Below are 23348 nucleotides of genomic sequence, written 5' to 3'. Positions count from 1 at the left end.
GCTGGAACCGACTCCAATGATGCGGACGGCGGCGTGGGGGATTCCTCCTGCGGCCCGGACGTCCTCGGCCTGGAGTTGCTGGGCGACCACGGCCTGGTGGAGCTTGCCGGCCAGCTGGAGACCCTGTCCCGCCGCCTGGACGCGTTCAAGGTCCAGTGCGCCGGGGAGATCTCCGCCCGGACCCTGGCGGGCCGGTACCGGGAGGCCGGGGCCGCGACCCCGGTGGCGATGCTCCGCCAGACCCTGCAGCTCTCGGCGGCCGAGGCGGCCAAACGCCTCGCCCTCGCCACGGCGTTCCTGCCCGCCACGGATCCGATCACGCTGGCCGTGTCCCCGGCCCGCCAGCCCGTGCTGGGCGCCGCGTTCCTGTCCGGGGCGTGTTCGGCCGAGGCCGCCCTGGCCGCCTCGCGCGCCGTCACCGACGCCTCGCACCTGGCCGCCGGCGGGCGGATCACGGCTTCGGAGCTGGAGGAGGTCGAGGCCCGCCTGGCCGCGGTGGCGGCCACGGAGTCCCCGGACTTCCTGGGCCGGGTCGCACGCAGGATCCTGGCCCATCTGGATCCGGACGGGTCCGAGCCCACCGAGGCGGAGCTGCTGGCCAAGGAGGGCATCCACTTCGGGCATCCCCGCCGGGGCCTGGTCCGCTTCGAGGGGCATTTGACCCAGCTGTCGTATGAGGAGTTGATGGCTGCGATCGGCACGGGCACGAACCCGCGCACCCTGGCTGGCATCGTGGCCGAGGCCGGTGGTGCCGGTGGCGTGGTGGCGGTGCCGGGGCAGGGCGCACCCCCGGCCTGGGCCGTCGGAACCCCAGACGGCGGCGGTGCGGATGCCGGCGCCCCGAACGCCACCGGGGGTGGCGGTGCTGGAGGCGGCGCGCCCGGCATGGGTGGGCCAGGACCGTGCTCCACGGCGGAGGGTTGTCCGGACCGGGCCCGTGCCGCAGCTGGTGGCGGGCCGCCGCCAGCCGCGGGCACGCGCGGCGCCCCTGACGCGCGGCACGGCGGGTCCTGTGCATCCGGCACGGGTGCGGGCGCCGGCGGACCGGACGAATCCGGACAAGAGGGCCTGGGTGCAGGGACCGCGGCCGGGGACTGCGCCGGGTTCATTGACGCCATGGACCACTCCGGGCTGGACCCTGACGTGGCGAGGCGGCTGCTGGCCGCCCAACGCCCCCGGCCGCAGCTGCTCCTGCACGCCCTGCTGGACTGCGTCCGCCTGGCCTCGCGCACGGACACGCTCCCGGACAACGGCGGCCGCTGCGCAACGCCTTCCACCACGCAGGGGCCGGGTGAGTAGGATCCGCTGCGTTCGCCAGGAGGGCACGATCTGCGGCGTCCACCGGGTGGGCAGGATTCGCCCGTCCCGGCGAGTCCCGGGCAGCAGGCGGCGCGTGAAGGCCTGGCGGCCGGCGGCCGAGCATGGGCGGCAGGGGGTCTCGACAGGCCCGGCCACCGGCACGTGCGGGCGCTGGGGCCTCGACTGGCCCGACCAGCGGCGCGAGCGGGCAGCGGGGCCTTGACGGGCCCGGTCAGCGGAGCGGGTCCCTGGTGGCCGTGGACCCAGACTCGACGGACGGGTCGGAGTGGGCACTACAGGCCAGCCGACTGGCAGCCCCTCATAGATAGAATTGCGATGTGAACGAAACCCTGCCTCCGTGCCCCGACTGCTCCAGCGAATACACCTACGAGATGGGTTCGCTGTTGGTGTGCCCGGAATGCGCACATGAGTGGGCTCCGGCCGCTGACAGCGATGCAACGGAGTCCGGCCCGGCGGTCATCAAGGACGCCGTGGGCAATGTGCTCGAGGATGGCGACACGGTGACGGTCGTCAAGGACCTGAAGATCAAGGGGAGCTCCACTGTGATCAAGGTCGGCACCAAAGTCCGCAACATCCGCCTCATCGACGGTGTGGGCGACCACGACATCGATTGCAAGGTGGACGGGGTGGGCCCGATGCAGCTCAAGTCCAGCGTGGTCAAGAAGATCTAGGCCTCAGCCCGTCTCCGAAGAGATTCAACAGCTCTGCCCTGCCAAGCAACGCTTGGCAGGGCAGAGCTGTTGAATCGGGCTTTCACCATGTGTCTCGGGCCGGATGGAACCTGGACCGCGACGCGAGGCCGGCGAGGCTGCGTTGAGCCCGGACCTAGGCGCGGGCTCCGGCGTTGCGGCGGCGGCACAGCATTGCGCCAACGCCTGCGGCGACAAGTCCGCCGGCCCCTAGGAGGATCGGCAGCACGGTGGCGCCGGTGCTCGCCAAACCCTGCCCGGCATCGGTCGGCGCTCCGGCGCCGGGTGTTGCGGCAGGCGTACCTTGCTGGGCGCCGTCGGTAGGCGAGCCAGAACCGGTCGGGGAGGAGGAACCCGACGACGTGGCGGTTGCTGTGGCGCTCGGCAGTGCCGGAGCGGGGACGACGGCGAAGGATGTGCCACTGATGTCCAGACCTGCACTGAACACGGTGGCTGCCGGAACCGGGATGCCGTTGCGCACCGACAGGCATTCCATCACCACCGTCGCACCATCACCCAACGCGTAGTCGGCCAGCACCACAGCGGTGGGCACGGTGGCAGGGGCGGCGGGATCGGACAGTGCCGTTGTCGCGGAGATTACGGAGGCAGAGCCGGTGGCCGGTACTACAGACAGGCGAGCAGCATCGGTGAACCCTGCCGGGCAGGCCGCGGGCGCGACGGCGGCGGCAAAGCCGGGCTGCGCCGTCGTACTTCCGGAAGCCAGCGCTGTGCCCGAGCCATCCACCAGGACAAGGAAACCACGGCTGTTGGCGGGCGCGGGCGGGGCCGCAGCCTGTGCAGCGGCCGGTGCGGCCAGCAGGAGAATTGAGACGGCGGCGATGGACGCCAGTTGGCGCGTGGCGGTGGTCAAAGACACGAAAAACACCCTTCTTGTAGTCACACCGATGGGAAAGGTGCGGCTGATGGATCGTCCCGCACGCACATGGCCCCATGGTGGCCCGCGGGTTAACGGCAGGCCCCGCGCCGGCGCCTCAGCGACTACGGATAGGCACCGGATGTTCATCCGGGGTGCCTAGTCTTTTCTCGATTCGCAACAATGAGGAGAGCCAAAGAGATGTGTACCCCGCAAACCCCCATGACCGTCAGCCGCCGGAAGTTGATGGGCGCAGCAGCCCTGGTGGCCGCGGGGTTGGTGGCCGGAGAGGTGGTGTCGGCCCCGCAGACATCGGCGGCCCCCTCCATTGACGATCCCCAGGACCTTTCCTGGCTGGTGGGGGACCACCACGTCCACACCGTCTACAGCCACGATGCGAAGTACCTGCAAAGCCAGCTTCTGGACAAGGCGCAGCAGTACGGCGTGGATGTCATCGCGTTCACCGAGCACAGCAACTGGGGGCATGCGAACATGGGCGGTGCGCTGAACTCCCGCGCGGACATTGCCGCGGCCCGCTCCGCCCGCCCGGGGATGCTGATCTTCCAGGGCCTGGAGTGGTACATCCCGGCAGCCGAGCATGCCACGGTGCTGGTGGCCCCGGGGCCGAACGAGGCCCGCATCCTGCGCCAGTTTGAGCTGCTCTGGGATGGAAAGCTCAATGGCTGGGAGAAGCCACCCTACGGCAGCCCCGCCGCCGCTGACCAGGAGGCCAAGGCCGGGGCAGCCATTGCCTGGCTGGGGGACCAGAAGCGTGCGGGGCTGATCGACGACGTCGTTGTGCTGGCCAACCACCCTTCCCGTCTGGGCTTTGACTCGCCCCACGAAATGCGTGCGTGGCGCGATGCCGATCCGACCATCATGATCGGTATGGAGGGGGCGCCGGGTGCCCAGGGCTCGGCCGTCAGTGCCAACGCCAATGCCTCCAGCCAGCGCGGGGAGTACGAAAACGCTCCGAGTGCCTCGTCCTTCCCAGGGTTCCCGGCGGAGTCCTACAAGACCCGCGGCGGGTTTGACTGGGTGACGAGCGTGGTGGGAGGGATGTGGGACTCCATGCTGGCGGAGGGCAAGCCGTTCTGGATCACCACGAACAGCGACAACCACCTGACCATCAAGGACACGATGCGCATTGGCGACTACCCCACCGGGGACGGCTGGGAGAACGGTGCATCGCTGAACAACTTCAACCGCGCGGGCCGTCGTCCGGACCCGGTGGAGACCGGCACTCCCCAGGGCGGGAGCGACTATTGGCCGGGCCAGTTCAGCCGCACGCACATCGGAGCCGCTGCGCGCAGCTACCGGGAGGTGCTGGAGGCCATGCGGGCGGGGCGCATGTGGGTGGACCACGGCCACCTCATCGCGGGGCTCGATGTCCGCGTGCGTCCGGTGGGGCACACTGGCCCGGGCAAGGTGATGGGCTCCACACTCAGCGTGGCTGCCGGCACGGGTGTGGAGCTGGTCATCACCATCACACCGACGACGGCGGCCAACTCGGCCGGGATCGTGCCCAAGCTGGCCCACGTGGACATCATCAAGGGCCTGGTAACGGGTCCGGTGGCCGACGACGATTCGTTCACGGCGCCGGGGACCAGGGTGCATGAGCGCATCGACACCACTGCCGAAAACGGCACGATTGTCCTGACGCGGACCTTCGCCAACGTCACCGAGCCGTTCTACCTGCGCCTGCGCGGCAGCGACGGCAAGCGCTCGGGCGTGGGGCCGATGGGTGCAGCCGTCGACCCGCAGGGGCCGATCCCGCACGGTGCGGGCGAGGGCGATCCGTGGGCCGACACCTGGTTCTACTCCAACCCCGTGTTTGTCAGCATCGCCTGACGCCTGACGCCTGACGCCTGACGCCTGACGCCTGACGCCTGACGCCTGACGCCTGACGCCTGACGCCTGACGCCTGACGCCTGACGCCTGACGCCTGACGCCTGGCGGCCGGGCGGTCGGGCGCGAAGGCCCAGGGCACGTCGGCTGCATGGCAGCTGCACACAAAACAGGACCGGCCCGCCAGCATTGAGCTGGCGGGCCGGTCCTGTGTCCACCGGGCGCTCTATCCGGCCGGAGCGCTGCGATCAGACGCTGCGCTCCGACGCTGCGCTCCGACGCTGCGCTCCGGCTGGACCGGGCGGGGGTTAGGAGTGCGTTGCCCGCTTGCGGCGGCGCAGCAGCAGCGTTGCCGCGCCGGCCCCCATCAGAAGCAGCGAGCCGAGCAGCAGCGGTGTGCTGGCGGAACCGGTGTTGGACAGCTCGTCCTCGGTGCCCAGCGGGGTGTTCCCGCTGCCCTGCGGACCAAGGCTGCCGTTGTCGGAACTGCCGCTGCCGGCGCCGCCATTTCCGCTGCCGCTGCCGCCACCCGGAGGGGTGGTGGTGCCCGGATCCACGGGGGGAGTTGTCGTTCCCGGATCGGTCGGCGGGGTGGTGGCGCCGGGCGTGGTCGGCGGGTCCGTCGGCTCGGGAGTGGCCACCGGCACGGCCGTCACAGTCAGCGACCGCGAGGCCGAAACGGCACCCGAGGACGCCACGAGATCGTGCTCACCGGCGGGGGTCTCCTGGGGAATGGTGACCGAGCCGGAAACGGCGCCGGAACCGTCGGCGGTCAGCGTATCCAGCACCACGGGAGCGGCGCGCAGTGCCGGGTTTGCGGGGGCCAGGGCCACCTCAACCGCGGCGTAGGGGGCAAACCCGGACAGAGCCAGGTCCACGTCCTTGCCTGCCTCGATGGAGTCGACGCCGTCGGTGTCGATCTCCGGGGCCAGCGTAGCGATGTCGATGCCGCCGATGTTGACCTCGGCGCCGCCGGCGAAGGCGTTGCCGGCGATGGCGTTCAGACCCTTGAGCTTGACGTAGCGGCCTACCTTGCCACCGTTGACCGGAACCACCTGTGCCCGGGTCAGATCCAGGAAGCTGCCGGTGGCAACGGCGGTGCCGAAGCTGGTGGGTGAATCGGAGACGTACAGTTCGTAGTCCTTGATCCTGCCGTTGGACGCGTTGCGCTGGGTGTACTCAAAGCCCGTCACGGCGTGGGAGGTGCCCAGATCGAAGACGACCTCGTGTGGGAAGGCCGGGGTGGCGCCCTGCCACTGCGTGTGCCAGAACGTGGCCGGGTTGCCGTCGAGCAGATTGGTCGCGGATCCGGGATCGCCCACGGTCTCCTGGGAGTCGAAGCTCTCGATGGTGATGGAACTCTGCGGGATCTTGTTCGACAGTGGCACCAGCGCGGAGGCGACCTTGATGGACGACGACGCCGTGCGGGTGCCCTGGGTGGCCGTCAGCGGGTAGGTGCCCGCGTAGGTGGAATCCGGGATGGGCAGTGCGGTGGTGATGATTCCGGCTGCACCAGGGAGGACGGAGCCGAGGGTGGTCTCGCCCAGCTTGATATCGACGTACTTGCCGGGCTCGAAGCCGCTGAAGGTGGCGTCGGCGCGCCCACCTGCCTTGCCCGTGGAATCGGTGGCCAGGGCGGGGGTCTGGGAAGAATCCCAGCCCGCCGGGACCGTCGGATCCGGGATGCCTGCGGCCACCGTGATGGTGAAGGGGCTGGTGGTGCCGTTGCTGGCCGTCAGCGTTCCCGTGTAGGTGCCCGCGGCCGCGTAGCTGTGGGTGGCGGCCAGGGAGTACAGACCGCCGGCGGACAGCGAGGTCCGGGCGGTGGTGGTGGTGAACACCGCAGGGGTCGCGGCGGAGCCGTCGCCCCAGTTGACCACAACACCCAGGCTGCCGGTGATGGCGGAGGCGCTGGCGCCGTCGGCGTCGTCCACGGAGTCCACGGCGATGGTGGCGCCGTCGGCCGCGGCCTTGGTGCCGGGGGCGGAGACCGAACCCACGTTCAGGGACAGGGCCTTGCCCGGCGAAACGGCGAGCTTGGCGCCTGCCATCGACCACTGCCAGGTGGCCTGGTTGCCGTCGTAGTAGTTGGTGCCGTTGACCAGCATGCGCTGGCCCATGCCTGCCATGCGGACCTTGAAGTCGTTGACGTTGCGCTGGGCCTGCGGGGTCCAGCCGATTTCGGCGAAGGACAGGACGCGGGGGAAGGCCATGAACTCGGCCTGCTCGCCGCCGCGGATGGTCTCGGACCACATGGGGGCCTCGACGCCCATGATCTTGCTGTCGGGCAGGTTGGCACCGGCATCCTGCACCACAGCGGCAGGATCCCAGTTGTAGTAGGTGGTGAAATCGCCCGTGCCGGCCCAGGTCAGGCCGATGGGGGTCTTGGAGTGGTACTTCATGTCCAGGTAGGCCGTGGAGCCGCGGGAGACCAGCAGCTTGGCGCCCTTGGCATTGATGGCGTTGAGCGTGTCGGCCGTGCCGCCGGTCCAGTACTGGATGCCGTCGCCGGCGGTGAGGCCGCCAATGGCCGTTTCGTTCCAGCCGATGGGCTTCTTGCCCAGGGCGTGGACGATCTCCACCGACTTGGTGACGAACTTGACGTAGTTGTCGTGGCCGGTCGAGTGGGATTCGTCGCCACCGATGTGGATGTACTCACCGGGCGTCATGTCCGCGATCTGCTTGAAGACGTGGTTCACGAAGGTCCACGTGATGTCCGCATTGGCGTCCAGGGTGGAATAGCCCACGTTTCCGGTGCCGTTGGCGGGCACGACGCCGTCGGGGCCCACACCGGGCTTGGTGCCTGCGGTGTTCAGCTCGGGCAGGGCGTGCAGGGCGGCGTTGGTGTGTCCGGGGACGTCGATCTCGGGGATGACGTCGATATGCCGTGAGGCGGCGTAGGCCACGAGAGACTTGTACTCATCCTGCGTGTAGAAGCCGGTGTGGCCTAGCTCGTTCTGGAAGCCGGTCTGCGTCATGGCCGTGTCGCCCGAGACGGACGTCAGCTTGGAGTAGTCCAGGGGATCACCGGCGGCCTTGCCGTCATTGGTGATCTGGATGCGCCAGCCCTGGTCGTCGGCGAGGTGCATGTGCAGGGTGGAGATCTTGTAGGCGGCCAGCGAATCGATGATCGCCTTGGTTTCCTCCACGGTCTTGAAGTCGCGGGCGACGTCGAGCATCATGCCGCGCTCGCTGAAGCGAGGTGCGTCGGTGATGTCCACGGCCGATGCTGTCCAGGCGGTGGCGACGGCCGTCTTGGCCTCGATGAAGGCGGGGAAGAGCTGGCGCAGGGTCTGGACGCCGTTGAAGGCGCCGTGGGCTGCCTTGGCCGAGATGGTGGCGCCGTTGGCGTTGACGGCCAGCGAGTAGGCCTCGTCCTTGCCAGCGAAGCCTGCGACGTCGGTGCCGACGGTAAGGGTGATATTGCCGGTTCCGGTGGCGGAGGACACCACGGGGAGGGCGTAGCCGGTGGCGGGGCGCAGCAGGGATGCCAGATACTCGGCGGTGGCCACGGCGCCGCCGGTGGCCACGATCTTGGCGTTGGCGCCGAGGGTGAAGGGGGCGTCGGCGGAGTGCTCGACGACGTTGACGGGCTTGGGCACCAGGTTCAGCGGCGCGGCGGGGACCACGGGCGGGGCCTCGGGTCCGTCCCAGACCTCAAACTCCCACATGGACATGCCGTACTTGTTGGCACCGATGGGGGTGCGGTCGATGCCCTGCATCTTGATGTATTGGTATGCGGTGCCGGCGGGGGCGGAGGCAATCTTCTGCACGTCACGGGTGCCGCAGGTGGGCCGGATGGTGCCTGTGGCATCGATAAAGGTCACGCCGTCGGTGGAAACCTGGAGCTTGTAGGCGGCGGCGCAGGCGGCTTCCCATTGGATGGCAATGTGGTCGACCACAGTCGGGGCCGCCAGTTTGACGGTGATGGACGCGTCATCGTCGGTGTTGGAGGACCAGCGTGACTGCTGGGCGCCGGCCACCGAGGAGTCGGCGTTGCCATCGATCACCAGAGCGGGGCCCCAGCGTCCGGCGACTTCCTGGCCGCTGGCCGTGACGGTGCCGCCTGCGGAGGCGAGTGCGACATTCTTTCCCGTGGCGGGGGCTGCCTGCACCGTCGGCAGCGCGACCGTGAGAAGGACGGTGGGCGCTATCACCGCCGCTGCAAGGGCTGATTTCCATTTGACGAGCATGTTGTAGGTCCTTCTGCTGCGAGTGGAGGCTTGTAGGCCATGCTGCCCCGATGTTATCCATCACAACGCATTAAGTGAAGGGCTTGAAATAACCGTAGATGTGATCCGGATCTCTTTGCTACAATTCCGCGCATGTCTGTGTGCGTCGGGGTGGTCCGGCGCTCGCGGACGGTTGGAATGTGCCGTGTTTGCGCATGATTGCGACTGTTTGAGACAACAACAGGGCCCCGCCTCCTCCGGTCGGAGGAAGCGGGGCCCTGTGGGTGCCGGGTGCTACACGGTGTCCGTAGCGGCGTCATATTCCAGACGCGGCAGGCGGGGGTGGCCCGCGGCGGTGGAGGGCTTGCCGAGGTTGACCACCATGAAGGAGGTGTAGCCGGACTCGGCGTGGAAGTCTGCGTCCACGCCGGCGGCATCGAAACCGGTCATGGGGCCCGCAGCCAGCCCGGCGGCACGGGCGGCCAGGATGAAATAGCCGGCCTGGAGGTGGCCGTTGTTGGAGCCCATGGTGGTGCGGATGGCCTCGTTCTCATCGAACATGGTCTTGCGGGCGGCACCGGGAGGGAACACGGTGGCCAGCAGTTCATGCCAGTCGCCGTCGAAGCTCAGGATGGCCGTCATAGGGGCGGCGAGGGTCTTGGGCTTGTTGTTGTCGTACATGTGCGCGGCCAGGCGCTCACGGGCCTCGGCGGAGCGGACCCAGGTGATGCGCAGCGGCTGGATGTTCATGGCCGTGGGGCCCATGCGCGTCAGGGCGTAGATGGCCTGCAGCGTTTCGTCTGTGACCTCGTCGTCGGCGAAGGTGCTGGCCGTGCGGGCCTGCAGAAACAGGGTGTCGGCGGTGGTGCCATCCAGAACCAACTGGTCCTCAAGGGTGCCCGGGGTTGCGACGTCAATGCTCATGTGGTCCATGCCTTTGCTGTGCGGGGTCGTTGCTGGGGTGCTGTGTTGATCAGCGCTGGATGGCCGCGTAGGATTCCCGCACCGGGTGTGCTGTTCGCCACAGTGCCCTCGAGCGCGCGGGCTGCGGAATCCATGTGCGCGGCCGTATGACGCCGTCGAACGTCCCCGAATCTGTGGACCCGTGGCCGCCCCGATACCCTCGCTTCATGGCAAAAACGCTGCAGGCACCATCCACCACCGGGTCGTTCAGCCGGGTGCTGGCACTCCTGGTTGCGGGCACGTACTTCATGGAAATCCTCGATGGGACCATCATCGCGACGGCGGCCGCCGCCATGGCCGGGGATCTGGGCGTCCGCCCGGTGGACATCAACGCCGCGATGACCAGCTACCTGATCACCCTGGCGGTGGGCATCCCGATCAGCGGCTGGCTTGCCGAACGTTTCGGCGCCCGAAGGGTCTTTGCCGCGGCCATTGCCGTGTTCACCGTGGCCTCCATCCTCTGCGCCGCCAGCCCCACGCTCACCGTCCTCTGCCTGGCCCGGATGCTCCAGGGGCTGGGCGGGGCCATGATGGTCCCGGTGGGACGGCTGGTGGTGCTGCGCAGCACGGACCGCAAACAGTTCCTCGAAGCGATCGCCTATCTGACCTGGCCGGCGCTGCTGGCCCCCGTCCTGGCCCCGGTGATCGGCGGTCTACTGACCACCTATGCCAGCTGGCACTGGATCTTCCTGCTGAATGTTCCGCTGGGCATGGTGGGCTTCATCCTCGCCCTGTTTGTGGTGCCCGCCGTGCGCTCGGAGCGGGTGGCGCCGCCGGACTGGCTGGGCTTCGTGCTGTGCGGCATCTCGCTGGCCGCCCTGGTGCTGGGCATGGAACAGGTGGGGGCGGAGCCCACCCCGTGGGCCGCCGTCGCTCTTCTGCTGGGTGCCGCGGCGCTCTCCGGTGTGCTGGCGGTGCTGCGGTTCCGCCATGCCCTGCACCCGCTGCTGGATCTGTCGGCGCTGCGGATCCACACCTTCCGGACGGGCAACGCCGGGGGAGGGCTGTACCGGCTGGTCATCAACGCCGTGCCGTTCCTGCTGCCGTTGATGTTCCAGCTGGGCTTTGGCTGGAGCGCCTTTGAGGCGGGTTTGATGGTGATGGCGGTCTTTGCCGGCAATGTGCTCATCAAGCCGGCCACCACGCCGCTGATCCGCCGCTTCGGCTTCCGCAAGGTGCTGATCCTCAGCAATGCCGGCGGCGCCGCGGTGCTGGTGCTCTGCGCCCTGCTGACGCCGGCGACGCCGTTGGCCGTGATCGCCGTCGTGCTCTTCGCCAGCGGAGTGCTGCGCTCCATCGGCTTCAGCGCGTACAACACCGTCCAGTTCGCCGACGTCCCGGCGCTGAAGATGTCGGGGGCCAACACACTGTCCTCCACCATTGCCCAGGTGGCCACGGGTCTGGGCGTGGCGGTGGGCGCGCTGGTGCTGCGCGCGGCCCAGGGGATCATCGAGGCATCGGCTCCGGGGGCTCCGGCCGTGCTGGGCTACCAATGGACCTTTGGCGTGCTGGCGCTGCTGATGCTCTATCCGGTTGTCGAAGCAGTGCTGATGCCCGCCCGTGCCGGGGACGCCGTCCGGACGCGCTGAACCGACGGGTGCACTGGTTCCGCCGGGACGCATTCTGCAGTCATACTTCCCGTGCGGCGGCGCCCCCATGCCATGATGGCCGCACCCTAGGGAAAGGAACGACGACGATGTCCACCTGGAAGATCAGGGATTTCCATCCCTCGGATTTGGAAGGCCTGCTGCACCTGTGGGAGGCGCTGAAGGCGAACAATGTGGAGCCCGTGTACGACCTCTCGGAGGTGCTGGCCTCGGCGGAGAAGGACCACGCCGTGGTGGCGGTGCAGGGCGAGACGGTGGTGGGTGCCGCCGTCGGCCGGGCTGCGCACGACCAGGGCTGGATAGTCTTTCTGGCCACGCTGCCGCAGTGGCGCGGGCGGGGGATCGGCACCTCGCTGTTGGCCGCTGTCGAAAACCGCATGGCCCACCTGGGCCTGACAAAGCTCTCGGCCCTGATGCCGGCGGGGGAGACGCGCGTGGAGGCGTTCCTCAACCGCGGCTTCGCCGTGAAGGCGGATCTGCGGTACTTTGAGCGCCGCATCCCCGTCCAGCGGGCCGAGCTCGGTGCGCTGGAGGAGCTGGGCGGGCGGATCCTGCCGCGCAACCTCTGGGAGAACGTGGCTGGCATGACGGAGGAAAAGCGGCTGCTGGAGCGCCGGCTGGTGCTTCCGCTGGCGCAATCGGAGCTGGCGGAGGAGTTCGGCGTGGTGCCGCCGCGCGCCGTCGTGCTTTTTGGACCGCCCGGCACGGGAAAGACCACCTTTGCCAAGGCGATTGCCTCGCGGCTGGAATGGCCGTTCGTGGAGGTCTTCCCCTCGCGGCTGGCCGCGGATCCCGCGGGCCTGGCCGGGGCGCTGCGGCAGACGTTTTTGGAGATTTCCGAGCTGGAGCATGCGGTGGTGTTCATCGACGAGGTGGAGGAGATTGCCGCCCACCGTTCGGGGGAGCCGCCGTCGCCGCTGCAGGGCGTCACCAACGAGCTGCTGAAGATCATTCCGGCGTTCCGCGACCAGCCCGGACGCCTGCTGGTGTGCGCCACCAACTTTATCCGCTCGCTGGACTCGGCCTTCCTGCGCCACGGCCGGTTCGACTACGTGATCCCCATCGGCCTGCCGGATGCCGAGGCACGGACGGCCATGTGGCAGCGGTTCATTCCGGGCAGCGTGCTGGACACGGTGGATGTTGCGGCGCTGGTGGAGCGCAGCGAGGGCTTCTCGCCGGCGGACATTGAGTTTGCCGCACGCAGCGCCTCCCAGCGGGCGTTGGAGAAGGCCATCGACGACGGCGCTGCCGCGGCGGGTGCCAACGGAACCCGCCGCCGAGGCCCGGGGACGCACGACTACCTGGACACCATCGCCGACACCCGGGCCACCGTGAGCGCCGAGGTGGCCGGCGAGTTCCTCGAGGACATTGACGCCCTGGCGAGGACCTAACCCTCCACCCAACTGGGTGACAGTTATCGCACGAAAAACCGCGGTTTTTGTGTTACAACTGTCACCTAGTTGGGTGGAGGGTTAGGCGACGTGGAAGTCGTTCGGGTGCGGGCCCACGCGGCCGTTGTTGTCCAGGGCGTCGATGGCGGCCAGATCGGCGTCGCTGAGCTCGAAGTCGAAGACGTCGAAGTTGGCGGCGATGCGCTCGGGCGTGACCGACTTGGGGATCACGATGTTGCCGCTCTGCAGGTGCCAGCGGATGATGACCTGGGCGGGGGACTTGCCGTGGGCTGCGGCGATGGCGGTGATGGCCTCGTTCTCCAGCAGCTGTCCCTGGGCCAGCGGGCTCCAGGACTCGTGGGCGACGCCGTGCTCGGCCTCGAACGCCTTGAGGACCTTCTGGGCCAGCAGCGGGTGGGTCTCCACCTGGTTCACGGCCGGGATGGTGCCGCCGAGGTCGATGATGCGCGCGAGGTGCTCGGGCTCGAAGTTGGAGACGCCGATGGCCTTGGCCCGCCCGCTGGCGTAGATCTCCTCGAAGGCCTTCCAGGTGTCCAGGTACAGATCGCGGTCCGGGGTGGACCAGTGGATCAGGTACAGGTCGACGTAGTCCAGGCCCAGCTTGCGCAGGCTTTCGTCGAAGGCAGCCAGTGTGCTCTCGTGGCCCTGCTCGGAGTTCCACAGCTTGGTGGTGATGAACAGCTCCGCACGGTCGGTGCCGGTCTCGGCCAGGAACTCGGCGATGGCTTCGCCCACGCCCTCCTCGTTGCCGTAGATGGCGGCAGTGTCGATGCTGCGGTAGCCGGCCTGCAGGGCGGTCTTCACCGCTGCGGCGGACTCCTCATTGGGCACCTGCCACACGCCGAAGCCGAGCTGGGGCATGACGACGCCGTTGTTCAGTTCCACGGTGTTGACCGTGGTGGCGGTGTCGACAGTGTTGATTGTGGTCTGTTCGGTCACGGGGTTTCTCCTTGGTACTCGGCCGCCGGCCCCGGGATGTGGGTGCCTAGAGCCATTTCTTTTTCTTGAAAATCAGATACATGATGCAGGAAACCAGCACCATCAGGAACACGGCAAAGGGGTAGCCGTAGGTCCATTCCAGCTCCGGCATGATGCGGAAGTTCATGCCGTACAGGCCCGCTACGAAGGAGGGGGCGAAGAAGATGGCGGCCCAGGAGGAGATCTTCTTGACCTCTTCGTTCTGGGCCACACTGGCAGCGTTCTGCCGGTTGGCGGTCAGCGTGCCGTCCACTGTGAGGGCGTTCTGCAGCAGCTGGCGGAAGGAATCGGCCCGCTGGTTGAGGGTCTGGATGTGGTCCTCCACATCGCGAAGATAGCGCTGGAGCTCGATGTCCACGCCATACTTGGCAAAACCGCCGTGCAGCTGGACCATCATGTCGGCCAGCGGGTGGATGGCCCGCTGGAACTGGATGACCTCGCGGGAGAGTTCATAGATGCGGCGTGAGACGTTCGGGTCGCCGGCAAAGAGCTGGTCCTCGATTTCGTCGATGTCGTTCTCCAGCCCAGCGACCACGGGGGCGTAGTCGTCCACCACCTGGTCCAGGATGGCGTAGAGCACGGCCTCCGGACCCAGCGCCAGCAGTTCGGGATTGTGTTCCAGACGCAGCCTGGTCCGGGCCAGCCCCGGGGTGTCCGCCTGGCGGATGGTGATGACGAAGTCCTTGCCCGTGAAGATGTGCAGCTCGCCAAATTCCACCACCTCTTCCGCATCCACGTAGCGGGCGGGGCGCAGCACGGTGAAAAGGTTGTTGTCGTAGCGTTCCAGCTTCGGCCGCTGGTGGGCGCTGATGGCGTCCTCGACGGCGAGTTCGTGCAGGCCGAATTCAGCGGCAACGGATGCCAGTTCCGCCTCTGTGGGGCGGTACAGGCCGATCCAGGCCATGCCGCCGCGCTCGGCCAGCGTCTCGTAGGTCTGTTCAAGACTGACGGGATCGGCGGTGCGGACGCCGTTGACGTACACGGCGTTGTCGATGATGGTCACGGTCCCATTATGTCCGCCTGTGCGCCGCGTCATCGACGACCCGCCCGCGGCCGGCGGGAGTCAGCCTGCGGTGCCGCCGAGCAGCGGCTGGATCCGGTGCGGGATGTGCTCGTGCAGCGCCAGGGATGTCTCGGTGCGGATGACGCCGCGGATCCGCAGGACGGCGCGCAGGGCGTTCTGCAGGTGGTGGACGTCCCGCGCCGCGATCCGGCACCAGAGGTCCCCGCGCCCGGAGATCTCGTAGACCTCCAACACCTGCGGCTGCCGGCGCAGGGCGGCGATCACGCCGTCGAGCTCGCGGTGCGTCACCTCGATGGTGACAAAGGCGACGACGTCGAACCCCACTGCAGCGAGGTCGACATCGCGCCCGCCCTGCCGCAGTGCCCCGGACCGTTCGAGGCGGCGCAGGTGCGCCTGGACGGTGTTGCGGGCGACGCCGAGCCGCTCGCCGAGTTCGCCGATCTGGGCGCGGGGATCATCCACCAGGGCCAGCAGCAGCTTCAGGTCAATGGCGTCCAAGGTGCTCATCGCGGTCACTCCGGCATCAATCGGGAAGGGAAAACAGATCAAAATGATCTGTTCTGTAAAAAGCTCGGGGCCAAATGGCCAGCTGGACCCCATTCTATAGAGGAATTTGCGTGAATCGCGGTCCACAAGGCCGTGCCAGCGCCGCCCCGGCCCATCCCGCCGGGGGCCGCAGGATCCCGGGCACACTCCGCCCGGGTGCCCAATGGAGGAGCCCTTCGATGACTGTTCTTCGCGAGCTGCAGATGCGACCCGCCCGCCTGGCGGCCTGGGGCTGGAACGCCTCCACCACCGCACGTCTGGTGCTCGCGGGGGCTGTCATCTTCACGCTGCTGGTGGGCGCCAACCTCGCGACACCGTTGTACTCGCTGCTGGCGGCGCAGCTGGGGCTTGATTCGCTGGGCATCACGGTGGCCTTTGCGAGCTATGTGCTGGCCCTGGTGGGTGGACTGCTGGCGGCGGGGCACTGGTCGGACCACATTGGGCGCCGGGCCGCGCTGGTGCTGGCCGTGCTGATCGGGCTGGTGGGCGGCATCGTCTTTGCCAACGCCTCAAACCTGGCCATGCTGGCCGGCGGGCGCGCCCTCCAGGGGGTGGCGGTGGCCTTTGCCACGGGGGCCAGCTCGGCTGCGCTGCGCGATCTGCTGCCCACCCGCCCGGAATGGGCCTCGCGCTTCACGCTGCTGGCCTCCGCCGGGGGCGTGGCGGCCGGTCCGGTGCTCGGCGGTCTGCTGTCCCAGCTCCCCGACCCCACCCGGACGCCGTTCCTTCTCCAGTCGCTGGCCCTGGTGGCCCTGCTGGTTCCGCTCTTTGCGCTGCAGGCCCGCCCGGCCATCAAGCCGGCCGTCCAAGGCTCCGCCCTGGCCACACTCCGTCCGCGCCGCCCCTCGGTGTCGGGAGACGCCCGCGGCGCATTCTGGCTCGCGTCCTCGGTCGGCTTCCTCAGCTTCTCCGTCTTCGGCTTCTGCCTGTCCCTGGCTCCGGGCTACTTTGCCCAGGTGCTGCACACCGATTCGCGCCCGGCGATCGGAGTGCTTGCCGCGCTCACTCTGGGCAGCTCGGCCCTGAGCCAGCTCCTGACGGTCCGCGGCCGTGCCGTGGTTCCGGCGGGGCTGGTGCTGTTGGGAACGGCGGTGGCCCTGATCGCCGTCGCCGGCGCCACGGGCACCGGATGGCTGCTGGTACTGGCAAGCCTGGCCGCGGGCGCGGGGCAGGGGCTGGCCTTCCGCGTGGTTTTCAACAATGTGGCATCCCGGGTGGAACCGGCCCGGCACGCACAGATCATCAGCACCGTCTACGTGATCACCTACCTGGGCAGCGCCGTTCCGGTGGTGGGTCTGGGGGCTGCGGCCGGAGTCTGGGGCCTGCCCGCCGCCGTCGCCGGTTTCTCGGTGCTGGTGGTGGCGGCCAGCGCGATTCTGGCCCTGGCCTCGCGGCGCGTACTGCGCGGCTGACGGCGTCTGGTTGCAACGAATTCTTTGCAAAGAAACCATTGCAAAGGTTTCTTTGCAATCGTAGACTGGGGCCATGACCACTCTCCGCGACCCTGAGCACCACGCTGGGCACCACACCGGGACCGACGCCGACGCCGGCCCCGCAGCCGGTTCTGCGGCAAGCGCTGCGCTGGAGCCGGTGCGGACGTTGGACATGGCGTCGATGAAGGCGCTCGCACATCCGCTGCGCGTGCAGATCCTTGAGGCGCTGGCCAACTACGGCGCCCAGACGGCCTGCGGCCTGGGCGAGCTGCTCAATGAATCCAGCGGGGCCACCAGCTACCACCTGCGCCAGCTGGCCAAATACGACTTTGTCCACGAGGTGCCGGGGCGGGGGACCGCACGGGAGCGCTGGTGGGAGCGCGCCAGCGGACCCATTGAAGTGGGCAGCCGCGAGCTGGCCACGAGTCCCGTCGTCGGGGACGCCACCCGACTGGTCACCCGTGAAATCGAGCGGTCGCGGGCTGCGGCGCTGGCCGAGTTCGCCACCTGCGGCTATGAGCGGCTGCCGGAGGAATGGCAGGATGCGGGCACGCTGTCCACGTCCCACGCCCGTCTGACGGCGGAGCAGTTGGCGGAGTTCTCACGGCAGATGGATGAATTTTCCCGGGTTCTGCTCGAGCGGCTCAAGGCGGCGGGGCCGCAGCCCGGCGCCAGGCCGGTGCAGATCCATTTCAATGCGTTCCCGCTGGTCTCCGACGAGGCCGAACGAGCCATCGCCCGCGGCGCGGCGGCAGCGGAGAAGGCAAATGCCCAATCCACAGCTAGGCAAACCACAGGCAATCAAACGACAGGCAAGCAAACGGTAGACAGCCATGCGGACAACAACCATTCCGCAGGCAATCATTCGAAAGGGAACCAACAATGAGCAACACGTCCAAGCACCTGCCCCGCCGATCCGGCGTCATGGCCGCCCTGGCAAACTCCGCCGGCGTGGCCCTGCAGAACTGGGCGGCACGGCGTGAGGCCGTGTCGGTGGAGTCTCTGCAGTTCCAAGAGAACCTGGCGCACCAGCGCGAGAGCCAGGCCGGCGCAATGCACGACGGGCTGCTTCGCTGACGCAACTGTTTCGCTGACGCCACCGGTGCGGTGGCGCAGCGGGCCCAGCCACCACCGGCGCGGTGGCGGCTGGACCCGCGGCTGGGCCGGAGGGTACTAGCGCAAAGTAGCTAGTCCAGCGGGCCCGAGTGGCCTGGTATGTGCTTGAAGACCAGTGTCGTTTCGGTGTGGCCCACCACCGGGTCCGTGGTCAGATTGTCCAGCACCCAGTCGCGCAGCGCATCCGTGTTGGCCACGGCAATGTGCAGCAGGTAGTCCACCGACCCCGAGGTGTGGAAGGTGGACAGCACCTCGGGCAGCAGCGGGACGCGGGCCGTAAACCTGTCGATCTGGTCGCGGTCGTGGGCGCGCAGGCGCACGGCAATGAGGGCCTGCACCGAGCGGCCGATGGCGGCCAGATTCAGCTTGGCCTCGAAACCCTCGATGGCGCCGCGTTCCAGCAGTGCACGCGTGCGCATCAGGGCCGTGGACGGGGCAATCCCCACGGAATCGGCAAGGTCCCGGTTGGTGATGCGGGCATCGGCCACCAGGGCGTCGATGATCTGCCGGTCCACGGCGTCGAGCGGTTCAATCTGCTGGACGAATGCGCCGCCGTCGCGCCGAACATTCTTCGCTGGTGACGCCATGGTGCCCTCCGTGGGTGATCAGCCACTTCGAGTTCTTCGAATTGGCTTCCTGTTTGTTCGACATCCTATCAAAATGTCGAATTTGTGCACCATACTTTCCCTACTCGATGCAGATCCACAGGAGATTCGGCCCCAATGGCGGGGCGGAGGGGGAGATGTCCATGTTTGGTTCGGATACGACGGCGGTCCACGCCGGGAGGGCCGGTCTTGGTCCGCTGGGCGTCCACGCACTGCCCATTGACCTGTCGACCACGGCTCCGCTGCCCAGCGTCCACGACGGCGGCGCGGCCTATGAGCAGATGGCCACAGGAGGCGTTCCGCTGCCGGGCCAGAGCACCGTCTACCAGCGGCTGTGGAACCCCACCGTGGCCCGCTTTGAGGAGGGGCTGGCCGCGATGGAGCGCGCACCGGAGGCCGTGGCCTTTGCCACCGGCATGGCGGCGCTGAGCGCGGTGCTGCTGGCTTCGGTGGCCGCGGGCAAGCCCCATGTGGTGGCCGTGCGCCCCCTCTACGGCGGCTCGGACCATCTGCTGGCCTCCGCCCTGCTGGGGACCCGGGTCACCTTTGCCGAGCCCGGTGGGGTCCGTGCCGCCCTGCGCCCGGACACGGGCCTGGTCATCGCGGAAACCCCCGCCAACCCCGACCTGCGCCTGCTGGACATCGCCGAGCTGGTGCGCCAGTCCGACGGCGTGCCGGTGCTGGTCGACAACACGTTCGCCAGCCCCGTCCTCCAGCAGCCGCTCACGCTGGGCGCGTCGCTGGTGCTGCACAGCGCCACGAAGTTCATCGGCGGACACGGCGACGCCATGGGTGGTGTGGTGGCCACGGATGCCGGCTGGGCCTCGCGGCTGCGCCAGGTCCGGGCGGTGACGGGTGGGCTCTTGACGCCCTGGCCGGCCTACCTCCTGCACCGCGGGCTGGCCACCCTGCCGGTCCGCGTTCGCGCAGCCCAGGAGAATGCCAACAAGATCGCCGCGGCGCTCAGTGGCCACGAGCTGGTCACACGGGTGCTGTACCCGGGTCTGCCCGAGTGCGATCCGCTGGGCCTCGTCGGCTCGCAGATGGCCGGCCCGGGCTCGCTGCTGTCCTTTGAACTCCGTTCGGCGGAGCATGCCGAGCGGGTGCCGGCCGCCGTCGGGCTCATCACCCATGCCGTCTCCCTCGGTGGCGTCGACAGCCTGATCCAGCATCCGGCCGGGCTGACGCACCGTCCAGTGGCCGCCGAAGCCAAGCCGAATGCCGCGATGCTGCGCGTGTCCGTCGGCCTTGAGGATGCCGATGACATCCTCAACGACCTGGTGCAGGCCATCGAGTCCACCCGCTAGGACGACGCCGTGCCGCCCTGCCGGGACTGTAGTGGTTGGCGGGCGGGGAGCAATACGACGGCGGTGCCGGCGGCCAGCAGCAACAAGGCCGCCAGCACCGCCACCAGGGCGGACCAGCCGAAGTGCTGGAAGAGCAGGCCGACTGCCCAGCCCACCAGACTGGAACCGGCGTAGTAGCTGAGGTTGTACAGCGACGCCGCCTGTGCCCGCCCGCCCACGGCCATGGCTCCCGTCCAGCCCGAGGCCACGGCATGGGCGCCGAAGAAGCCCGCGGTGAACAGCACCAGGCCCAGCAGCACCACCAGCAGATGCTGCCCCAACGTCACCACCAGCCCGGCGGTCATGAGGACCGTGGAACCAAGCAGCACCGTGCGGCGCCCCGCCCGCTCCGCCCACGCCCCTGCAACACGGGAGGACACCGTGCCGGCCAGGTAGGCCAGAAAGAGCAGAGCGACGGCGGTGGCGGGCAGCAGGTATGGGGGCGCCTGGAGCCGGAATCCCAAATAGTTGTAGACGCTGACAAAGGCTCCCATCAGGGCAAACGCCTGGACGTAGAGCGCCAGCAGCCGCTTGTTGCGCAGCTGGGGCAGCAGGCGGGCGGCCGCGGCGCCCAGCCCGGCCCCGGGCTCTGCGGGCCCGTGTCTGCGAAGCCCCCGCTGCGGGAATCCGCGCGGCGGTGGGGCCAGCAGGACAAAGGCGGTGCCGGCGATGGCTGCGGCGATCGACACGCTCAATGCCGCTGCCCGCCAGCCCGCGGCATCGGCCACGGGGCCCGCCAGCAGCCTGCCGAACAGCCCGCCCAGGGTGGTGCCTGCGACATAGACGCCCGCGGCGGCCCCGGCCTGGCGGGCGGCCACCTCTTCGCCCAGATAGGCAATGGCAACGGCCGGAACGCCGCCCAGGGCGGCGCCTTCCACAAAGCGTAGGGCAATGAGCACCTCAAAGCTGGGTGAGGCCGGAACGGCCAGCGCCGCCAGGGTTGCCAGGATGATGGCCACCGTCATGGTGCGGACGCGGCCCATCCTGTCTGCCGCAAAGGACCACGGGAGAACGGCCAGGGCCAGGCCCAGCGTGGCGGCGGAGACGGCCAGGGATGCCTGTGATGCCGTGGCATCCAGATCCTTGGCCACCAGGGGAAGGACGCCCTGCAGCGAATACAGCTGCGCGAAGGTGGCAACGCCGGCACAGGCCAGCGCCGCCATGATGCGCCGGTAGCCGGTGGAACCCGGAGCATGCCCGGTGAAGGCCTGGGGTTCGACGGCGGCGGCGCCCGCTTCGGGGTCCAGGGCTGTGCCGGTCTGTGCTGTGGTGCTCACATATTCCACCGTAGGCTCGCCCCATCCATGCGTCCAATGCATAATTAGAGCCAAATTCATTCACTGTGGCGCAGCTCTTCGACCGCCGCGGACCCGCAGGGAAGAGGCACGGTGGAGCGCAGCGAATACCAGGATCTGGCGGCGCTGCTGCCCGTGCTGCCCATCCTCGTCCAGCTCGGCGAGACAGGCCACGTGACGGCGGCGGCCGAATTGCTGGGCATTCCCCAGCCCACGGTGAGCCGGGCCCTTGCCCGGGCGTCCGCCGTCGTCGGCACCCCGCTGACTGTGCGCGAGGGCCGGGGCATCCGCCTCACCCCCGCGGCGCACCTCCTGCTGCCGCGCATGACGGCGGCGCTCGCGGAGGTCTCCGGCGCGCTGGCTGCGGCCCGTGAGGAGGCCGGGCGCAGCTACGGGCGGATCGCTGTGGCCTTCCAGCACACCTTTGGCGAGGCCACCGTGCCGCTGCTGATCCAACGCTTCGCCCGGGACCATCCCGGTGTCAGCTTCGACCTGAGCCAGGGGAGCCGGTCCTTCGCCCTGGATGCGCTGGCGGCGGGAACCGCCGATCTGGCCATCGTGGCACCCCCTCCGGAATCCGCGGGATCCGGGCGGGGGCTGTCCGCCCAGCTGCTGTACACCGAGCCGCTGCGGCTGGTGGTGCCCCGCGGACACCGGCTGGAACACGGGGGACCGGTGCGCCTGGACCAGGTGCGGGACGAGGGTTTTGTGCTGCTGGAACCGGGTTATGGCATGCGCTCCATCGTCGAGGCGCTGTGCCGGGAGGCCGGATTCCGCCCGCGGGTGGCCTTCGAGGGCCAGGACTCGCACACCATCCGCGGCCTGGTGTCGGCGGGGCTGGGCGTCAGCGTGCTTCCGCCGTCGGGCGGGGACCACCTGACCCCTGCGGGCAGCGAGCTGGGCTGGGCCGAGGTCGACATCCTTGAGCCGGTTGCCAGCAGGGGCATCGGCCTGGTCTGGCGCAACCGCAGCGATGAACCGGCCCAGGTGCGCCGTTTCCGGGAGCTGGTGCTGGGGGAGGGTGTTGAACTGCTGCGGCGGGCGCTGGGCGCCGACGGCGGCTAGAGCTCCTTGAGGAAGCCGGCCAGCACATCGCGGGCGGGATCGGCGCGGGCGTGGCGCCATTCGGTTCCCGCCCACAGGTTCAGCGACCCCGCATCACCCGCCGCCGCGGCGGCGGCCCGGATGCCGGCCGTCAGGAAGTGCACCTGTGGATACGCCTCGGGCGCGTGGGCCGAATGCTCGCGGACAAAGCGGTTCACCAGGGCCCGGGCGGGTCTGCCGGTGAAGGCCCGGGTAACGGCTGTCTCCGTGTAGCGAGGGTCCGCCAGGGCGTTCTTGTGCAGATCGCGGGCCCCGCTCTCCGGCGTCCGGACCAAGGCGGTGCCCAGCTGGACCGCCCGTGCACCGGCGGCCAGCGCCGCTTTGGCCTGGGCCGGGGTTCCAATGCCGCCGGCGCCCACCAATGGCAGGGTCGTTGACGCGGCGACGGCGCGGACCAGCTCCGCGGCGTCGGCGAAGCCCTGTCCTGACGTGCCGGGAGCGGGCAGGAAGGCCGCCGAGTGTCCGCCGGCGCTTGGGTGCTGGACCACGAGCGCATCCACGCCGGTTTCCTGCGCGGCCAGGGCCTCCGCCGTCGTCGTGACGCTGGCCAGCACGATGCTGCCCGCACGCTGCAACCGCCGGACAACGCCAGTGGGCGCCAGCCCGAAGGTGAAACTCACATAGGGCACGGGGTCCTGGCAGAGCAGCTCGATCTTTTCCGGCCACTCATCGTCCAGCCGCTGCGGAATTGGGCCAACCGAGGCGCCGCAGCGCTGCGCCTCCTCCTCCAGCACGGCCCGGTAGGCGGCCAGCGCGGCAGCGGCCGCAGGATCAAGACCAGTCTCGCCAGGGACGAACACGTTGACGCCGAAGGAGGACGTTCCCGCCAGTCCGGCGCGGGTGGCGGCGATCTGCTCCGCCACCTCCTGGACGCTCCTGTACCCGGCGGCAAGGAATCCCAGCGCGCCGGCTGAAGCGGCGGCCGTGGCAAGCGCCGTCGTACTGGTGCCGCCCGCCATGGGGGCGGCAATCAAGAGGGAGCCAAACATGCCACTAGTCTAGGTGGGTGACCCCAA

Annotated in this window: 19 protein-coding genes; 10 read left to right on the top strand and 9 right to left on the bottom strand. The window is 69.1% G+C overall.

Translation table 11 applies throughout. From position 1 onward, the window contains the following. The first annotated feature begins 33 nt into the window (after positions 1-33). Together K254_RS0112630 and K254_RS0112625 are read left to right on the top strand one after the other, a co-directional pair. Positions 34-1299, top strand: coding sequence for a DUF222 domain-containing protein (locus K254_RS0112630; protein ID WP_026555671.1), 1266 nt, complete (start codon positions 34-36; stop codon positions 1297-1299). Positions 1300-1637: 338 nt separating this feature from the next. Beyond that, complete coding sequence (locus tag K254_RS0112625) at positions 1638-1991, top strand: zinc ribbon domain-containing protein YjdM (RefSeq protein WP_026555670.1); 354 nt, start codon at positions 1638-1640, stop codon at positions 1989-1991. Between the two features lie 154 nt (positions 1992-2145). Here the strand turns inward: K254_RS0112625 and K254_RS0112620 are convergent, their stop codons facing one another. Then, entirely contained in the window at positions 2146-2886 is a 741-nt protein-coding gene (locus K254_RS0112620) for a hypothetical protein (protein ID WP_155848570.1), read from the bottom strand. A gap of 198 nt (positions 2887-3084) precedes the next feature. Between K254_RS0112620 and K254_RS0112615 the strand changes: the two genes are divergently transcribed. Further along, positions 3085-4734, top strand: a complete 1650-nt coding sequence (locus tag K254_RS0112615) for a PHP domain-containing protein (RefSeq protein WP_196810956.1) — start codon at positions 3085-3087, stop codon at positions 4732-4734. A gap of 305 nt (positions 4735-5039) precedes the next feature. Here the strand turns inward: K254_RS0112615 and K254_RS25360 are convergent, their stop codons facing one another. Both K254_RS25360 and K254_RS0112605 read right to left on the bottom strand, forming a co-directional pair. Beyond that, positions 5040-8924 (bottom strand): family 20 glycosylhydrolase, encoded by a 3885-nt coding sequence (locus K254_RS25360; protein WP_081710125.1) that lies wholly within the window; start codon positions 8922-8924, stop codon positions 5040-5042. A 273-nt stretch (positions 8925-9197) separates the two neighbouring features. Further along, a complete protein-coding gene (locus K254_RS0112605) occupies positions 9198-9827 on the bottom strand; it encodes a malonic semialdehyde reductase (protein WP_081710124.1) in 630 nt (209 codons plus the stop codon). Positions 9828-10033: 206 nt separating this feature from the next. On the opposite strand from K254_RS0112605, the gene K254_RS0112600 reads away from it, so the two are divergent. After that, positions 10034-11455: an MFS transporter gene (locus tag K254_RS0112600; protein WP_026555666.1), complete on the top strand. Its 1422-nt coding sequence runs from the start codon at positions 10034-10036 to the stop codon at positions 11453-11455. A gap of 107 nt (positions 11456-11562) precedes the next feature. Next, on the top strand, positions 11563-12864 hold the full coding sequence (locus K254_RS0112595) for an ATP-binding protein (RefSeq protein ID WP_026555665.1): 1302 nt from the start codon (positions 11563-11565) through the stop codon (positions 12862-12864). Positions 12865-12945: 81 nt separating this feature from the next. On the opposite strand, the gene K254_RS0112590 is transcribed toward K254_RS0112595, so the two are convergent. From K254_RS0112590 to K254_RS0112580, 3 genes are all read right to left on the bottom strand, one after another. Then, the gene (locus K254_RS0112590) at positions 12946-13746 is read right to left on the bottom strand and encodes an aldo/keto reductase (RefSeq protein ID WP_051389467.1); all 801 of its coding nucleotides are present in this window, start codon (positions 13744-13746) and stop codon (positions 12946-12948) included. 124 nt (positions 13747-13870) lie between these two features. Continuing rightward, positions 13871-14866: a magnesium/cobalt transporter CorA gene (corA, locus tag K254_RS0112585; RefSeq protein ID WP_026555663.1), complete on the bottom strand. Its 996-nt coding sequence runs from the start codon at positions 14864-14866 to the stop codon at positions 13871-13873. A 60-nt stretch (positions 14867-14926) separates the two neighbouring features. Further along, a complete protein-coding gene (locus tag K254_RS0112580; protein ID WP_081710305.1) occupies positions 14927-15394 on the bottom strand; it encodes an Lrp/AsnC family transcriptional regulator in 468 nt (155 codons plus the stop codon). A 218-nt stretch (positions 15395-15612) separates the two neighbouring features. Between K254_RS0112580 and K254_RS0112575 the strand changes: the two genes are divergently transcribed. From K254_RS0112575 to K254_RS0112565, 3 genes are all read left to right on the top strand, one after another. Further along, a complete protein-coding gene (locus tag K254_RS0112575; RefSeq protein WP_026555661.1) occupies positions 15613-16845 on the top strand; it encodes an MFS transporter in 1233 nt (410 codons plus the stop codon). A gap of 73 nt (positions 16846-16918) precedes the next feature. Further along, positions 16919-17752, top strand: a complete 834-nt coding sequence (locus K254_RS23120; RefSeq protein WP_051389201.1) for an ArsR/SmtB family transcription factor — start codon at positions 16919-16921, stop codon at positions 17750-17752. Next, complete coding sequence (locus K254_RS0112565; RefSeq protein WP_026555660.1) at positions 17749-17943, top strand: hypothetical protein; 195 nt, start codon at positions 17749-17751, stop codon at positions 17941-17943. Before K254_RS23120 ends, K254_RS0112565 begins: the two co-directional genes overlap by 4 nt. A 110-nt stretch (positions 17944-18053) precedes the next feature. Here K254_RS0112565 and K254_RS0112560 read toward each other — a convergent pair whose 3' ends face one another. After that, entirely contained in the window at positions 18054-18569 is a 516-nt protein-coding gene (locus K254_RS0112560) for an Lrp/AsnC family transcriptional regulator (RefSeq protein ID WP_026555659.1), read from the bottom strand. 161 nt (positions 18570-18730) lie between these two features. Here K254_RS0112560 and K254_RS0112555 point away from each other — a divergent pair, with 161 nt between their 5' ends. Further along, positions 18731-19894 (top strand): trans-sulfuration enzyme family protein, encoded by a 1164-nt coding sequence (locus tag K254_RS0112555; RefSeq protein ID WP_026555658.1) that lies wholly within the window; start codon positions 18731-18733, stop codon positions 19892-19894. Here the strand turns inward: K254_RS0112555 and K254_RS23115 are convergent. Then, entirely contained in the window at positions 19891-21210 is a 1320-nt protein-coding gene (locus K254_RS23115; RefSeq protein ID WP_442853055.1) for an MFS transporter, read from the bottom strand. The two genes, K254_RS0112555 and K254_RS23115, sit on opposite strands and share 4 nt — an antisense overlap. Positions 21211-21321: 111 nt before the next feature. Between K254_RS23115 and K254_RS0112545 the strand changes: the two genes are divergently transcribed. Continuing rightward, on the top strand, positions 21322-22293 hold the full coding sequence (locus K254_RS0112545; RefSeq protein ID WP_026555657.1) for a LysR family transcriptional regulator: 972 nt from the start codon (positions 21322-21324) through the stop codon (positions 22291-22293). Here K254_RS0112545 and K254_RS0112540 read toward each other — a convergent pair. After that, positions 22290-23321: an NAD(P)H-dependent flavin oxidoreductase gene (locus tag K254_RS0112540; protein WP_026555656.1), complete on the bottom strand. Its 1032-nt coding sequence runs from the start codon at positions 23319-23321 to the stop codon at positions 22290-22292. The genes K254_RS0112545 and K254_RS0112540 overlap by 4 nt on opposite strands. Positions 23322-23348: the final 27 nt, after the last annotated feature.

The sequence above is a fragment of the Arthrobacter sp. 35W genome (assembly GCF_000482545.1).
Classification (GTDB): Bacteria; Actinomycetota; Actinomycetes; order Actinomycetales; family Micrococcaceae; genus Specibacter.
Note: the sequence above shows the minus strand (reverse complement) of the source record. Positions and strands in the feature narration are given on the sequence as shown.